Origin of the sequence: Pseudohongiella acticola (assembly GCF_001758195.1) — a bacterium.
Taxonomy (GTDB): domain Bacteria; phylum Pseudomonadota; class Gammaproteobacteria; order Pseudomonadales; family Pseudohongiellaceae; genus Pseudohongiella; species Pseudohongiella acticola.
This window is the reverse complement of record NZ_MASR01000001.1, coordinates 2,129,589-2,145,461: the sequence shown is the minus strand read 5'-3', so window position 1 is coordinate 2,145,461 and position 15,873 is coordinate 2,129,589. Positions and strand designations below refer to the sequence as shown.

The window sequence follows — 15,873 nt, the reverse complement described above, 5'->3', positions numbered from 1 at the left end:
ATTACTGATATGGCTGTATTTTACCATGTTCCACGTGGAACTTACTTGATCTGTCAGATAATTCGCTGGCTGTCTCGAGGTCTTTTGCCTCTACAGCTGTAAAGAGGCATTGCGCGCCTGAGGCCGCCAGTCTTGATATTACTTTTTCTCTATTAGCCTGGTCGAGCTCTGAGGCGAGATCGTCAACCAGATAAATGCACTTATATTGACCTGTTCCCGCAACATTGACTGACGCGGAGCTGAGTTCAACAAAGCGACCCATGGCAATCTTCAGACCACAGATCAGCATCTTGAGTTGTCCTCGACTTAATATTTCAGTCGCAACGACACCATTAACCTTGATGACAAAATCAGCACGGTGAGGACCATTCAATGTAATCCCATACCTGACATCTCTCGATCGATTTTCCTTAAGCACCCTAGCAAATTCAAGCTCTGTGTCCCAGCCCGCTTTGTACTCCAGAACTATCTCTCTGCCGGGCAGGAACTCATTGACGACATCCTTAAGCATGCCGCCGAATGCCTGCAACACATCCTTTCTGCTCAAATGAATGGATTGACCCAGGTTAGCCAACTCGACATCCCATGCATCCAGTTGTGCGTTTAGCGTTGCACCAGCACTCTTTAATAAGCTGTTACGGTGAGATATGCCACGCCGGTAGGCCCGCCAATCTTCCAGGTAAGAATGTTCCACGTGGAACACAGCCCAATCGAGGAAGCGCCGACGGATTTTGCCACCACCTTCCAGAAGCTGAAAACTCTCGGTATTCAGAACCTGAAGGGGCAGGGTGGCAGCGACTAGCTGCCAATTGCGTTGCTGCTCACCGTCATATTTAAGTTCATTTCTGCCCGATCTGGCTTTTACCAGCCCGATTCGCCCCTGATCACCAAGATTACCAAAAATCAAAAAATCCGACTGATCGCGATTAACCAGCGGGTCGATCTTATGCGTCCTGAAAGAACGCCCGACGCTCAACACATGAATAGACTCAAGCAAACTGGTTTTGCCGCTGCCATTTTTGCCAGAGAAAATATTGAAACCAGAAGAGAGAGGAATGTCGACCGCCTCCAGATTGCGAAAGCGGTCCACCATCAACCTTTGGATAACAGCCATGGAATCCCGGGGATTAGCTGTTAAAGCCGCATGGGCATGACAACATAGAGCGCATCGGAAGCAGAAACTGCTTCCAGCAATGCGCTGCTGTTGGAATCTGACAGGGTAAACTTCACTTTGTCGCTATCCAGAACATTGAGCACATCAATCAGGTAGCCCACGTTAAACCCGATTTCCAGTGTCTCTCCCTCGTACTCCACCGCCACCATGTCTTCGGCTTCTTCCTGCTCCGGGTTGTTGGCAACAACTTTAAGCTCGTTCTGACCCAGTTGCAGATTCACCCCGCGATACTTTTCATTGGACAGAATAGACGCGCGACTAAACGCATGGCGCAACAGCGTACGTTCGCCAATAACAGTTTTATTGCCACCTTTGGGCAGTACCCGCTGGTAGTCCGGAAATTTTCCGTCAACCAGCTTGGAGGTAAAAGTAAAATCCTTCAGCCTTGCGCGAATATGACCTGCACCGAATACCAGCACCAGGTCGTCTTCAGCAGGCTCAGACAGCAGTCTCGACAATTCCAGAACGCCTTTACGAGGCACAATAATCTGCTGAACTTCATCAACACCCGTCTCACTGCCGGTGGTGTGCATTGCCAGGCGATGACCATCAGTCGCCACAACGCGAAGCCAGGAACTACCCAGCTCAAAAAGCATCCCATTGAGATAGTAGCGAACATCCTGCTGCGCCATGGCAAAGGCACAGGAATCGATCAAGTGTTTTAACTCCTGACCACTGATACCGATTTCATAAGTACCAGGCTCGTCAACGGTAACCGGGAAGTCGGAAGCGGGCAGGGTTGCCAATGTAAAGCGGCTACGACCCGCTTTAACAACGAATTTATTCTCATCAAGCGCAAACTCAAGAACCGCATCGTCTGCCAGCGACTTACAGATGTCCATTAGCTTGCGACCGGGCACAGTTATTTCCCCTGCCTTGCTGCCCGCTTTAACCGGCACCCGACCAATGAGTTCTACCTCCAGGTCAGTACCGGTGATTTCCAACATGTCATCTTTCAGCGTCAGCAACACATTGGCCAGAACCGGTAATGTGTGCCGTCGTTCGACAACACCCGCTGCCAGTTGAAGGGGCTTGATGATTGCGTCCCTGGAAATTGTAAATTGCATATTCCGATCTCAGATAAGCTTTTTGTGTATGAATAGATTGATGCCCGAACCAGCGCGCTAAAATCAGGTAGTTAGCGCTCGCAACAGGTTATTATAATCTTCTGCCAAATCCTGCGAATCACCCCGCAGTTTCTTAATCTGTTTGCATGCGTGTAACACCGTCGTATGGTCCCGGCCTCCAAATGCGTCGCCTATTTCGGGAAGACTGTGGTTGGTCAGCTCTTTGGCTAGACACATGGCAATCTGCCGTGGCCGCGCAACAGAACGATTACGACGTTTGGACAGCATGTCAGACATCTTGATCTTATAATATTCTGCGACCGAGCGCTGAATATTATCAATGGAAACCAGCTTCTCGTGCAGCGCGAACAAATCCCGCAGTGCTTCGCGCACAAGATCAAGATCGATTTTCCGACCGACAAAATTTGCATGGACGATAACTTTCTTCAACGCACCTTCAAGCTCACGAACGTGGGAGCGCAGGCGTTGTGCAATAAACATGGCCGCATCGCCAGGTAATTCAATATTGCTCTGGGCTGCCTTGTTAATCAGGATCGCGGCACGCGTCTCCAGTTCTGGCGGCTCTACCGCAACACTCAGGCCCCAACCGAAACGGGACTTCAGCCTCTCCTCCAAGCCATTGATTTCTTTATGGTATCTGTCACTTGTCAGAATAATCTGCTGGCCACCCTCAAGCAGCGCATTAAAGGTATGGAAAAACTCTTCCTGCGACCGTTCTTTCCCGGCAAAAAACTGGATATCGTCAATCAGCAGGGCGTCGACCGAGCGGTAATATCGCTTGAACTCATTGATCGCATTCAACTGCAATGCCGTTACCATGGTGGCAACAAATGTTTCGGAGTGGAGATAGACAACTTTGGCGTTGGGTTTGCGAGCCAGCATGAAATTGCCAATGGCATGCATCAAATGGGTTTTACCCAGACCAACACCACCGTAGATAAACAGCGGGTTATACGCGCCACCAGGATTATCCGCCACCTGCAGCGCTGCCGCTCTCGCCAACTGATTGGACTTACCTTCAATAAAATTGTCGAAGGTATTTTCACGATTAAGAGAACCCTTATGTCGCAGTTTGCCCTCAATGATCAATTCCATATTACGCCCGGAGCGCTTGCCCTGATTGCCGCCATTAAACGACTTTCCGGCGAGTGCGTTCTTAAGCTCGGAATCTGCGAGCTGGTCGCTATTAAGAGCATCGCCCGCCAGACGACCACCACTATCCGGTGGTTCAACCAGACTTAAATGGGCCCCGGAAGACATCGGCATATGAATAGCGGACGCCGCTGACGGCCGGTCCTCTTCAAATATGCGTTGATGATGCTGACCCGCCGGTTGCTGCGCCACCCGGTCACCGACGGCCGATGCCACGACGGCAGGGCGGGCAGACTGACGACTGCCAACTTCAAGGAATATTCCCACCTGTTCACCATCGGTATGACGGTGGACCAGTTCACTAATGCGAGTGTAAAACTTGTCTTTAACCCATTCCTGTACAAACCGGTTGGGTGCACGCAAGGTCAGGCCATTGTTTGAGGCCTCTGCCTGCAAGGGTCGAATCCAGGTATTAAATTGCTGGGATGGAAGCTCATCCCTAAGGTGATCTACACACCGTTGCCAAGTTGCTAAAAGCACGACTTTCACTATCCTGTAGTCTGTTATTATACGATCAAAGTATTTAACGAAGCGCAAATTCTACCCCGCTGAAGCATACTTATCCACACAAACAAGCGGTTTTTATCATGTTCCAGAGCATTAAATATATTCTTATTTATCTGTAACTTAAAATAGTTAATGCGGAAATACAGGGAAAATGCAGCGCTAAAAAAACCGACAAACGGATTTTTTATGCACAGGACAAGCTGTGGATAAATTGTTATTAACAGGGTATAACGACGGGATAAAAAAACTGTACCTGGATTCGCTCGCAATATAAGGAATCTATTGCATAAAGTTGTTAAAACATCTAAAATCCGCGCTCTTTAATTTATCCGAACCACCATTTACTGAATCACCCTGGATCGCCATTATGAAAAGAACTTTCCAACCCAGCCTGCTGAAACGCGCCCGAACTCACGGTTTCCGTGCCCGTATGGCAACCCGCGGTGGTCGTCTGGTTATCAAGCGTCGTCGTTCACGAGGCCGCGCCAAGCTGTCCGCCTGATTTAACTGACCAGAGCCGCACGTGACCGACCAACATATAACCAGTCATGGTTTTGGTAGAAACTTGCGGCTCCTGACGGCTCCTGACTATCAGGCCGTTTTCAGTCAGGCAGAATTCAAAGTCTCCGGCCCCCAATTCCTGATACTTGCCATCAGACATGGTAACGTCACTCCAAGGCTGGGCCTGGTGATCGCGAAAAAAAATATTCGCCTGGCAGTTCAACGAAACAGATCCAAACGGCTGATCCGCGAATCATTCCGCCACCATCAGGATTTGCTCAGCGGGCTGGACATCGTTATTCTGGCTCGCAAAGGATTAGATAAACTGGACAACGCCGCCATTGTTCAGCTTCTGGAAAAACTGTGGCAGGATCTTGTTCGACGCCGCGACCGCCAGGTCGAAAAAGAGGCCTCGACCCAGACTGTAAACAAGACCACGAACCAGACTACACAATAGCTGCAAGATAACGGGTGACTTAACATGCTGGCTAAGTTCGCTATCAAGCTTATTACTGTCTACCAGTACACCCTCAGTCTTCTCATTGGCAATCAGTGCCGCTTTTACCCTTCCTGCTCACATTACACCCAGGATGCCATCAGCTGTCACGGAGTCGTGAAAGGATGTTATCTTGGCACGCGCCGTATTTTGCGATGTCACCCCTGGCATGCAGGCGGTTTTGATCCTGTCCCCGGCAGTCACACACACTCTGACGGTGAAACGTCTTCAACCAATAAGTAGCCTTTACCCATGGACTATATTCGATACGCGCTCCTGGCCGGCCTGGCCATTGTCAGTTACATGCTTCTGCTGGCCTGGCAGGAAGACTATCCGTCATCGGCACCTGCAACCGACGTGGTACAGACCCAACAAAGTAATGGCGATGTCCCTGCTGCTGGCAACACTGCCACTGACCTGCCATCGGATATACCCTCTGACACACCTGCACCCGTCAGCTCAGACGTTCCCGTTCTTGCCAGTGGCAACAGCGCTGATGCGACACCACAGAGTACTGAGACCCTGATCAACGTCAGCACTGACGTATTGAACGTCACCATCGACCGCCGCGGTGGCGATATTGTGTTTGTGTCACTGCCAGAACACTACACTCAGATCGACACGCCGGACCAGCCATTTGTGTTGCTCGAGAACACAACACTGCGAACCTACGTCGCGCAAAGCGGTCTCATTGGGCGCAATGGAATTGATGGGGCAGAGCGTCCTCTGTACTCGGCCAGCACCGACAGCTATACCCTGGCGTCAGGGCAGGACGTGCTTAATGTGGACCTGAGCTACACAGACAACAATGGCGTCGAAGTGACCAAACGGTTTACGTTCGAGCGTGACAACTACCTGATCGACATTGTTTATGAGGTCGACAACACCACCGATATGCCATGGCAGGCCAACATGTTTGGCCAGATCAAACGCAGCAATTACGAAGACCCGACACAGGGCAGTGGCTTTGGCATGGCCAGCTTTCTCGGTTTTGCCACCACCACCAGCGAAGACAACTACCTCAAGATTCCCTTCGACGAGGTTGAAGACCGCGCTTCACACGAAATCGAAGGCGGCTGGGTTGCGCTGGGACAGCATTACTTTATTTCAGCGTTTATTCCGCCGCAACAGTCCCGCAACAGTTTTTCATTCCGTCGTAACAGCCAGAATGAGTATATCGGCGGTTTTACCAGTTCAGAAGTAGTGGTGGCGCCGAACAGCAGCGGTTCACAGCAGATGTCCTTATATGCCGGCCCCAAGGATCAGTATCGACTCGGTGAAATCGCTCCCTGGCTGGACCGTACCATCGACTATGGTTGGTTGTGGTTCGTTGCTTCGCCCATTTACTGGCTGCTGACCAAAATCAATGCCCTGATTGGAAACTATGGCTGGTCCATCCTGATACTGACCGTTATTGTCAAAGGCGTGTTTTTTAAGCTGTCCGCCACCAGCTACCGCTCCATGGCCAACATGCGCCGTGTCATGCCGAAGATGAATCAGCTCAAAGAGCGATATGGCGACGACAAAATGAAGTTGCAGAAAGCCACCATGGAATTATATAAAAAGGAGAAGATCAATCCTTTTGGTGGCTGTTTGCCAATGCTGGTACAAATGCCGGTGTTCATTGCACTGTACTGGGTGTTGCTGGAAGGCGTCGAATTGCGCCACGCTCCCTGGATTCTGTGGATAAACGATCTTTCAGTGATGGATCCGTATTTTGTCCTGCCATTATTGATGGGCGCGTCAATGTACGTGCAGTTCATGTTGAACCCGACACCGCAGGATCCGACTCAGGCCAAGATCATGAAATTCATGCCCGTGGTCATGACCATCTTCTTCCTGTGGTTTCCAGCCGGTCTGGTACTCTATTGGCTGGCGAACAGTGTTCTGGGTATCGCCCAGCAGTGGTATATCACCCGTAATCTTGACAAGGAATATGCGGCCAAAGAGGCGGCTAAAAACTAGCCAATCTACTCATGCTCAGCGCATCGGATACGGACACAATCTGTGCAGTAGCCACACCACCCGGTCGCAGTGGTGTGGGTATGGTACGGGTGTCCGGACCGGCCTGCCTGGCTATCGCCAATGCCGTCCTGCATTTCGCCCCCACCCCACGACATGCACATTACTGTCCGTTTCACGACAGTCATGGCGAGCTGGTCGATCAGGGCATCGCCCTGTACTTCCCCGGACCCAATTCCTTCACCGGCGAGGATGTTCTTGAGCTACAGGGGCATGGTGGTTATTTCATTATGGATGCGCTGTTGAAAATCACCCTGGCAGCCGGAGCACGGCTGGCACGCCCGGGCGAATTCACAGAGCGCGCCTTCCTGAATGATAAAGTCGATCTGGCGCAGGCGGAGGCGATCGCCGACCTTATCGACAGCAGTTCTGCCGAAGCCGCTAAAAGTGCCATGCGTACGCTTCAGGGCGAGTTTTCCCGACTGATTGATGACCTCGCGGAAGCCATTACCTTGCTCCGTGTTTATCTGGAAGCAGCCATTGATTTTACCGACGAGGAAATCGATTTTCTCAGCGAAGGCCGTATTGCCGAAAAGCTTGAAGCCATCATCATCTCACTCGACAAAGTGCTCGAACAGGCCCGCCAGGGCGCACTGATCCGGGAAGGCATGGCTGTGGTGATTGCCGGTAAACCCAATGCCGGCAAATCCAGTCTGCTTAATGCGCTGGCAGGCAAAGACTCCGCAATTGTCACCGACATCGCCGGCACCACACGCGATGTATTGAGCGAACAGATCACTATCGACGGTATGCCTCTTCATATCACGGACACTGCCGGTCTGCGCGACAGTGATGACATCGTTGAGCAGGAGGGCATCCGACGCGCTCTGAATGCAGTTAAACAGGCCGACAGAATACTGCTGGTGGTAGATGCCAGTATGGAATCGGTTGATAGCCGCAGCATCAAACACTATCTGCAGACGCCGGGTTTTGAAGCCCTTACGCAAGCACTGGACACGTCCCGACTCACGATCATCCAGAACAAGGTTGATGTGCAGGGAGGGCAGCCAAATCTGTTGCCACCAGACAACAAAACCGGTGCCAGTGTCATTCAACTGTCCGCAAAACAGGGGAGCGGCATCGATCTTCTGCGACAACATCTGAAAGATTGTATGGGCTTTCAGGCCACTGCAGAAGGCGGCTTTATTGCCCGACGGCGACACCTGGACGCTTTGCGCAAGACCCGGGAATGTCTGGAACAGGCCCGTTTTCAGCTATCACATCATGCCGCTGCCGAACTTGTAGCGGAAGATCTTCGCCATGCGCATCGTCATCTGGGTGAAATCACCGGCGCTGTCACCACCGATGACCTCTTGGGTCGTATTTTTTCCAGTTTTTGCATCGGCAAATAAAAAAATTTGCCTGTTCTCAAGGTGGTCAAAAACTGTGTATAAAATCACATTTTCTGTGCATAAGTTTTTAATCAAATTTCACTCTTTTTTGCCCTGTGGATAACAAGCCTTGTTCTGCACAGCTTGATAAACGCTTTACTGCAGCTTGAGCAGTGCTTTTACACTGATTTATACAGCCAATAAGTAATTGTTTGTTAACAATAAAAATGGCTTGTCTACAGAAAACCGGTTTACCATTAGTATTAACAGTATTAAGTCTTTATGTTTTATCAATAACTTTAAATATTAATTATTATGTATTTTGTGAATAACATCAGCTTGTGGATTATTTTCCATCACAAGCCTTTAAATTTCTCTTACAAGGCTTATACTTAGCACCCTTTCAAATTTCGAACAGTTTAGTTATGGATTTTTCCAAACGATATGACGTGATCGTGGTCGGTGGTGGTCATGCTGGCACCGAAGCGGCCCTGGCGGCAGCGCGGTCAGGCGTGAAAACCCTGTTGCTGACGCACAATATCGAAACCCTGGGCCAGATGTCCTGCAACCCGGCTATCGGCGGTATCGGCAAAAGCCATCTGGTTCGTGAAATTGACGCCCTCGGTGGCGCCATGGCCAGAGCAACCGACCTGGCTGGTATCCAGTTTCGCGTGCTGAACAGCAGCAAAGGCCCCGCCGTGCGTGCCACTCGAGCTCAGGCAGACCGCACCTTGTACAAGGCTGCCATTCGAAAAATACTTGAAAGTCAGGAAAATCTTGAGGTTTTTCAGCAGGCTGCAGACGACCTGATTATTAGCGGCGAGCGTGTCGACGGCGTTGTGACGCAAATGGGTGTCCGTTTTTTTGCCCCCACCGTGGTACTGACCACCGGTACTTTCCTCGGCGGCAAGATCCACATTGGCATGCAAAATACCTCAGGCGGCAGGGCGGGTGATCCGCCCTCGATCAAGCTTGCTGATCGTTTGCGCGAATTGCCTTTCAACGTGGGCAGATTAAAAACCGGTACGCCGCCGCGCATCGATGCCCGTTCTGTCGATTTCTCCGTCATGCAGGCACAGCCGGGTGATACACCGCTGCCGGTGATGTCATTCATGGGGCGTGTGGAAGACCACCCGGAACAGATTAATTGTTATATAACAGCCACTAACGAACGCTGTCACGAAATCATACGCGGTGGTCTGGATCGTTCACCGATGTATTCCGGTGTTATCGAAGGCATCGGTCCCCGGTACTGTCCTTCAATCGAAGACAAGGTGATGCGGTTTGCTGACAAGACCTCGCACCAGATTTTTGTTGAACCCGAAGGGCTGACCACGAACGAACTGTACCCCAATGGCATTTCAACCAGCCTGCCATTTGATGTCCAGATTGAGCTTGTGCGTCAGATCAGGGGCTTCGAAAATGCCCATATCACGCGCCCCGGTTACGCCATCGAGTATGACTTTTTTGACCCACGCGAATTGCAACACTCGCTGGAAACCCGGTTTATCAAAGGCCTGTATTTCGCCGGTCAGATAAACGGCACCACCGGTTATGAAGAAGCGGGCGCCCAGGGTCTGTTGGCCGGAATCAATGCTGCGCGCGCATCCCGTGAACTGGAAAGCTGGTGTCCACGACGTGACCAGGCCTACATCGGTGTGCTGGTCGACGACCTGATCAGCATGGGCACCACCGAACCTTACCGAATGTTTACCAGTCGCGCCGAATACCGGCTGTTGCTGCGTGAAGACAATGCCGATCTGCGGCTGACCAGTATTGGCCGTGATATGGGCCTGATTGACGACTCGAGGTGGCAGGCGTTCTGTCAGAAACAGGACAGTATCGGCGATGAACTGAAACGTCTGAAATCGGTCTGGGTACAGCCTGGCACTGACAAGGAAGCCGCCATCAGCGGCCTGCTGGATAAACCGCTGGGTCGCGAATACAGCCTTGCTGATTTGCTGGCACGGCCGGAACTCAGCTATAAGACCATGCGTGATGCACTGCATGAAACCTCGATAGACATGCCACAGCTGGATCCACAGGTAACGCAACAGGTAGAAATACAACTGAAATATCAGGGTTATATCAACCGTCAGGAAGAAGATATTCAAAAACTCAAACGCCAGGAAAACACGGCGTTGCCAGCAGATTTTGATTATCAGCACATGGATGGCCTGTCCAATGAACTGAAACAGAAACTGCTTGCAGCCAGGCCCGATACCATTGCCCGTGCCGCCCGCATTCCCGGCATGACACCGGCTGCAGTGTCGTTGTTGCTGATTTATCTGAAAAAATACCAGGCTGTCAGAGCCCGAAAATCTGCCTGACATGGACCTCGAGAAGCAACTGGAAAAACGGCTAAAAGACGGGCTGGCGCAGATGGATCTCAGCGACAGTGTCAATGAACGCCAGCAGGCCGCCCTGATTGCCTATGTCAATCTGCTCGATAAATGGAATCAGGCATTCAATCTGTCCGCGGTGCGGGATCCACGCGACATGGTGTCCCGGCATCTGCTTGACAGTCTGAGCCTGCTGCCACGCATTCGTGAGCTGAGCGCGGCCAAACCCGATTTCAGCATTCTGGATGTTGGTACCGGCCCGGGTTTGCCGGGAATACCACTGGCGCTGTGCCTGCCGGATAGCAAATTCTTTCTGCTGGACAGCAATGGCAAAAAAACCCGCTTTGTATTTCAGGCGGTCATGACGCTGGGAATAAAAAATGTCAAAGTTGAAAACGCGCGCATCGAAAGCTACCAAAGTCCTGGCCAACTTGATATTGTCGTTAGCCGGGCGTTTTCCTCGCTTGCTGACTTTGCCCTTGGCTGCGAGCACTTGTGTGGTCCGCAGACCCGATTGCTGGCGATGAAAGGCCTGTATCCGGCCGACGAAATTCGCGACCTGCCGCCACACTGGCAGCACGTGGATGCCCGCGCCCTGGATATTCCGCAGTGCGATGGACAGCGTCATATTATCGAACTGTTAATTAAATCACGTAATAACAACGCATCTGACAATGCGTGACCAGGCCCTGGCAACAGCAGCAAACGGCACTATCAGACAGGAACGGCAGGTGACAAAAATAATCGCGATCGCCAACCAGAAAGGCGGTGTAGGCAAAACAACCACGTCAGTCAATCTGGCAGCCTCGCTGCAGGCGACCCGGCGTCGTGTGTTACTGGTCGATATGGACCCACAGGGCAATGCCACCATGGGCAGCGGCATCGATAAAGCCGATCTGGAGTATTCTGTTTATGACGTGTTGATCGGGGAAGCCAGCTTCGATCAGGCAGTGGCCAAAACACCGGAGTCAGGTTTTGACATGTTGCCGGCAAACGGTGACCTGGTCGCCGCCGAGATCGAACTGCTGGAGATCGATCAACGCGAAAGCCGGTTGAAGACGCTATTGGCTGAGGTCAGTGAGCGCTATGATTTTATTGTCATCGATTGCCCACCTTCACTGAATATGCTCACGCTTAATGCACTGGTGGCAGCGCAAGGCGTCATCATTCCAATGCAGTGTGAATATTATGCACTGGAAGGCCTGTCGGCGTTGGTGGATACCATTTCCGCCGTTTGCGAAACGCACAACCCTGAACTTCGCATCGAAGGCATTTTGCGCACCATGTATGACCCGCGCAACAAACTGACCACGGAAGTGTCAGGTCAGTTATACGACCACTTTGGTGATCGCGTTTACCGTACTGTGGTGCCTCGCAACGTCAGACTGGCGGAAGCGCCCAGTTACGGTTTGCCGGTGCTGCAATATGATCGTCAGTCGCGTGGCGCCATTGCCTATCTGGCGCTGGCCGGAGAAATGCTGCGCCGTCAGGAGCAGGCCGCCGTCTGAGCAGGGTATCGTTTGAGTTAACCATCAAGGATCAAAAAGGTTTTAGCATGTCAGGAAAGAAAAAACTGGGCCGTGGTCTGGACAAACTGCTGGGCAGTGCAGCGGCGTCACACCGCGCCGCGCAGGCCGCCGAGCAGGTCTCCCTGCAGCCCGATGCAGCGGTGGGTCAGCCGCAGGCCAGAGCAGACAAAGACAGTGAACTCAGGCACTTGCCGGTTGAACTGATTCAGCGCGGCAAATACCAGCCGCGCACAGATATGCACGAAGAAGCGCTGCAGGAACTGGCCGAGTCCATCAAGGCCCAGGGTGTGATGCAGCCCATCGTGGTGCGCCCGGTGCCAGGTGATCGCTATGAAATCATCGCCGGTGAGCGCCGCTGGCGTGCGACCCAGCTTGCCGGACTGGACACCATACCGGCGGTCATTCGCCTGGTTGGCGATGAATCGGCAATAGCCATGTCGCTGATCGAGAATATCCAGCGTGAAAACCTCAATCCGATTGAGGAGGCGATGGCCCTCAAACGGTTACAGGAAGAATTTGAACTCACCCAGCAGGAAGTGGCTGAAGCGGTAGGCAAGTCCCGCACTACCGTGACCAATCTGTTGCGTCTGATGGCCCTGAGCCATGATGTGCGTCTGATGCTTGAGCGCGGCGACCTGGAAATGGGTCACGCCCGGGCATTGCTGGGACTGCCGCCGGAACAGCAATCGGATGCCGCCAAGGCCGTCAGCGGTAAAGGCCTGTCAGTGCGTCAGACTGAGTCCATGGTCAGACGTCTGCTGGCTGAAGACACGCCGAAAAAAGCGGAGGTGGCGCGGCAGGATCCGGACATTGCCAGTCTGGAAAACAAACTGTCCGAGCGCATCGGCGCCAGAGTACAAATACAGCACAGTAGCAAAGGCGCCGGCAAACTTACGCTGCGCTACAACAGCCTGGATGAACTGGATGGCATTCTTGCCCACATAAAGTAATCCGGTTTTAGTCAGGAGAGTGCAATACCGTGTTGATTGGTCGAGCTAAAATCCCTATAATGCGCACCTCTGAAAGGGGAACGGAAGCCAAAAACAAGAGAGCTTTTGACGACCAACGCCATACATGTCAACGATAAAAGCTCCTCCCATATATAAAGTTGGAGTTATTCAAACTGTTACGTTGCTGTTAGTGGTGCTGGTAACGGCATCAGGCAACTGGCTGAATGCATATTCTTTATTGATCGGTGGTTTGATCTGTTTAATACCGGGCACACTTTTCGCGAGAAAAGCGTTCAAGTACCGGGGCGCAAGGTCGGCCGAACTGATTGTAAAAGAGCTTTATAAGGGTGAAGCGATAAAACTGGTTTTGATGGGTGCGGGATTTGCACTGAGTTTTATCTACGTTAAACCACTGAATGTTGTGGCTTTGTTTTCAGGATTTGTCCTGGTACACATAACAGGCGTGCTTGTGTTTGTCCGCGTAAGCAAGCCTGACCGGAACAACCCGTAAAATCGGCAAACTGACAAGAATTTACTGACTCATGGCAGATGCAAACTCAACAGGCTTTACCATGCCTGAATACGAAAGCGGCACTGAATACATTGCCCACCACCTTGGTTTCCTGAGATACGGCCGAACGGCTGATGGCAGCTGGGGTTTCGCACACTCTGTTGAAGAAGCCGACGCGATGGGTTTCTGGGCGATCAATGTAGACTCCATGATCATGTCCCTGCTGGTGGGCGTTATCTTCATGGGTCTGTTCTACGCAGTCAGCCGACGCGCCACCTCGGGCAACCCCGGATCGCTGCAAAATGCCGTGGAATTTATCGTCGAGATGGTACAGTCGACGATCAAGAGTACGTTCTTCGGCCGTAATGCGCTTATTGGCCCGTTGGCGCTGACCATTTTCTGCTGGATCTTTATGATGAACCTGATGGACCTGGTGCCGGTGGACTGGATTCCACTGTTCGCACAGGTAGTCGCTCAGGACAGTCACACCTACTTTAAAGCCGTTCCTACAACTGACTTGAACATCACCGCTGCCTTCGCCATCTGCGTGTTCATTCTGGTCATTTTTTACAGCATCAAAATTAAAGGCATAGGCGGGTTCCTTGGTGAGTTTGCTTTCCATCCCTTTGGTAAATGGGCGTTGCCGCTCAACCTCATCATGGAAATCCCCAGCTTTCTTGCCAAGCCGGTATCGCTGGCGCTCCGACTCTACGGTAACCTGTTTGCCGGTGAGATGATCTTCCTGGTAATTGCCATGATTGGATGGTTCCAGCTGCCACTGCATTTTGCATGGGCGGTGTTCCACATCCTGATTATTACCCTGCAAGCGTATCTGTTCATGATGCTGACAATTGTCTATCTGAACCAGGCACACACGGAGCCTGAGGCTCACTAAACCCTTAACCTTTTTTTGTTAGACCTTTTGTTAAATCTTGGAGAAAAAAATGGAAACTATTCAGGCATTTTCTGTAATCGCTATCGCCCTCATCTTCGGTCTGTGTGGCGCTGGTACAGCGGTTGCGTTCGGTAATCTGGGTGGCAAGCTGATTGAAAGCTCTGCACGTCAGCCAGAGCTGGCGCCAAAACTGCAGGTTCAGTTCTTCCTGGTTGCCGGTTTCGTCGACGTAATCTCGATCATTGGCGTGGGTGTGTCTTTCCTGGTGATCTTCGCAAATCCTTTCCTGGGTTAACCGAACGCTTGAATCGATTTTCAAGCCCAGCGGATAACTAACGCAGAGGTGACACCATGAATCTTAATGCAACCATAATCGGTCAATCGATAGCCTTCGCTATCTTTGTCTGGTTCTGTCTGAAGTATGTGTGGCCGCCGATTACGGCAGCCCTGGCAGAGCGGCAGAAAAAGATTGCGGATGGCCTGGAAGCGGCAGAGCGGGCTCAGACTGACCTGAACCTGGCGCAGAACAAGGCGGCAGACGAGCTTCGCGACGCAAAAGTCAAAAGCGCAGAAATCATCGACATGGCAAACAAACGTGCCAACCAGATCGTTGATGAAGCCAAAGACAAAGCGCGCGACGAAGGCCAGCGGTTGATTTCTGGCGCTCAGGCCGAAATTGAAATGGAAGTTCAGCGCGCGCGTGAAGTGTTGCGAGCGCAAGTCGCGGCTATCGCGATCTCCGGTGCTGAGAAAATTCTCGAAAGCTCTGTGGATCAGGCCGCTAACGAAGAGCTGGTTAAAAAACTCGCTTCTGAGTTATAGGCGAACATACGATGGCAGAGTCAATTACATTAGCCCGCCCTTACGCCAACGCTGCTTTTGAAGTCGCTGTTGCCGACAAAGCGCTGGCTGAATGGTCAGGAATGCTGAAGACGCTTGCAGCTGTAGCCGCAGACGACAAAATCAGCAATTTGCTGAAGAACCCGGCGCTGACTGCTGAAAAGCAGGCGGATGCGCTGCTGGCAATTAGTGGTGATGAAACATCAGCCAAGGGCAAAAACATGATCAGGCTGTTGGCGGAGAATCGTCGACTGACCCTGCTGCCCGAAATTGCAGAAATCTTTGAGGTTCTGAAAGCTGCGAAAGAGAAGAGTATCGACGTCGAGCTGGCGACAGCGTTTACCTTGAGTGACGCCCTCGTTGAGCAACTGACCCAGGCACTTCAGAAACGATTGGATCGTACGGTCAAGCTGCATACCAGCGTTGATCAGGGTCTGATCGGTGGTGCCGTCATTCGCGCAGGTGATACCGTCATCGACAGTTCTGTTCGCGGAAAACTGAACAAATTAGCCGAATCATTGAGTTCCTAGAACAG

At 51.8% G+C, this 15,873-nt stretch carries 17 protein-coding genes; 14 read left to right on the top strand and 3 right to left on the bottom strand.

Annotated elements, in window-relative coordinates; all coding sequences use genetic code 11:
- Position 1 precedes the first annotated feature (1 nt).
- From recF to dnaA, 3 genes are all read right to left on the bottom strand, one after another.
- Positions 2–1,114: a DNA replication/repair protein RecF gene (gene recF, locus PHACT_RS09150; RefSeq protein WP_070117157.1), complete on the bottom strand. Its 1,113-nt coding sequence runs from the start codon at positions 1,112–1,114 to the stop codon at positions 2–4.
- A gap of 20 nt (positions 1,115–1,134) precedes the next feature.
- Positions 1,135–2,241: a DNA polymerase III subunit beta gene (gene dnaN, locus PHACT_RS09145; protein ID WP_070117155.1), complete on the bottom strand. Its 1,107-nt coding sequence runs from the start codon at positions 2,239–2,241 to the stop codon at positions 1,135–1,137.
- Between the two features lie 63 nt (positions 2,242–2,304).
- Positions 2,305–3,894, bottom strand: coding sequence for a chromosomal replication initiator protein DnaA (dnaA, locus tag PHACT_RS09140; RefSeq protein WP_070117153.1), 1,590 nt, complete (start codon positions 3,892–3,894; stop codon positions 2,305–2,307).
- A gap of 394 nt (positions 3,895–4,288) precedes the next feature.
- Here dnaA and rpmH point away from each other — a divergent pair, with 394 nt between their 5' ends.
- From rpmH to PHACT_RS09075, 14 genes are all read left to right on the top strand, one after another.
- Positions 4,289–4,423 (top strand): 50S ribosomal protein L34, encoded by a 135-nt coding sequence (gene rpmH, locus PHACT_RS09135; RefSeq protein WP_070117151.1) that lies wholly within the window; start codon positions 4,289–4,291, stop codon positions 4,421–4,423.
- Between the two features lie 36 nt (positions 4,424–4,459).
- Positions 4,460–4,879 (top strand): ribonuclease P protein component, encoded by a 420-nt coding sequence (gene rnpA / locus PHACT_RS09130; RefSeq protein ID WP_070118267.1) that lies wholly within the window; start codon positions 4,460–4,462, stop codon positions 4,877–4,879.
- Positions 4,880–4,903: 24 nt separating this feature from the next.
- Complete coding sequence (gene yidD, locus PHACT_RS16055) at positions 4,904–5,161, top strand: membrane protein insertion efficiency factor YidD (RefSeq protein WP_083264470.1); 258 nt, start codon at positions 4,904–4,906, stop codon at positions 5,159–5,161.
- Positions 5,162–5,170: 9 nt separating this feature from the next.
- Positions 5,171–6,883: a membrane protein insertase YidC gene (gene yidC, locus PHACT_RS09125; RefSeq protein WP_070117149.1), complete on the top strand. Its 1,713-nt coding sequence runs from the start codon at positions 5,171–5,173 to the stop codon at positions 6,881–6,883.
- 11 nt (positions 6,884–6,894) lie between these two features.
- A complete protein-coding gene (gene mnmE, locus PHACT_RS09120) occupies positions 6,895–8,292 on the top strand; it encodes a tRNA uridine-5-carboxymethylaminomethyl(34) synthesis GTPase MnmE (RefSeq protein WP_070117147.1) in 1,398 nt (465 codons plus the stop codon).
- A 404-nt stretch (positions 8,293–8,696) separates the two neighbouring features.
- Positions 8,697–10,601 carry a tRNA uridine-5-carboxymethylaminomethyl(34) synthesis enzyme MnmG gene (mnmG, locus tag PHACT_RS09115; protein ID WP_070117145.1) on the top strand — a complete coding sequence of 635 codons (1,905 nt, stop codon included), beginning with the start codon at positions 8,697–8,699 and terminating at the stop codon, positions 10,599–10,601.
- A 1-nt stretch (position 10,602) separates the two neighbouring features.
- Positions 10,603–11,295 (top strand): 16S rRNA (guanine(527)-N(7))-methyltransferase RsmG, encoded by a 693-nt coding sequence (gene rsmG / locus PHACT_RS09110; RefSeq protein WP_070117143.1) that lies wholly within the window; start codon positions 10,603–10,605, stop codon positions 11,293–11,295.
- Positions 11,296–11,344: 49 nt separating this feature from the next.
- On the top strand, positions 11,345–12,121 hold the full coding sequence (locus tag PHACT_RS09105) for a ParA family protein (RefSeq protein WP_070118266.1): 777 nt from the start codon (positions 11,345–11,347) through the stop codon (positions 12,119–12,121).
- 47 nt (positions 12,122–12,168) lie between these two features.
- Positions 12,169–13,092 carry a ParB/RepB/Spo0J family partition protein gene (locus PHACT_RS09100; protein ID WP_070117141.1) on the top strand — a complete coding sequence of 308 codons (924 nt, stop codon included), beginning with the start codon at positions 12,169–12,171 and terminating at the stop codon, positions 13,090–13,092.
- 124 nt (positions 13,093–13,216) lie between these two features.
- Positions 13,217–13,603 carry an ATP synthase subunit I gene (locus PHACT_RS09095; RefSeq protein WP_070117139.1) on the top strand — a complete coding sequence of 129 codons (387 nt, stop codon included), beginning with the start codon at positions 13,217–13,219 and terminating at the stop codon, positions 13,601–13,603.
- A gap of 61 nt (positions 13,604–13,664) precedes the next feature.
- Positions 13,665–14,498, top strand: coding sequence for a F0F1 ATP synthase subunit A (atpB, locus tag PHACT_RS09090; RefSeq protein WP_139141565.1), 834 nt, complete (start codon positions 13,665–13,667; stop codon positions 14,496–14,498).
- Positions 14,499–14,547: 49 nt separating this feature from the next.
- Positions 14,548–14,793 carry a F0F1 ATP synthase subunit C gene (atpE, locus tag PHACT_RS09085; RefSeq protein ID WP_070117135.1) on the top strand — a complete coding sequence of 82 codons (246 nt, stop codon included), beginning with the start codon at positions 14,548–14,550 and terminating at the stop codon, positions 14,791–14,793.
- 56 nt (positions 14,794–14,849) lie between these two features.
- Complete coding sequence (locus tag PHACT_RS09080) at positions 14,850–15,320, top strand: F0F1 ATP synthase subunit B (RefSeq protein WP_070117133.1); 471 nt, start codon at positions 14,850–14,852, stop codon at positions 15,318–15,320.
- Positions 15,321–15,331: 11 nt separating this feature from the next.
- Positions 15,332–15,868 (top strand): F0F1 ATP synthase subunit delta, encoded by a 537-nt coding sequence (locus PHACT_RS09075; protein WP_070117132.1) that lies wholly within the window; start codon positions 15,332–15,334, stop codon positions 15,866–15,868.
- The last annotated feature ends 5 nt before the right edge of the window (positions 15,869–15,873 follow it).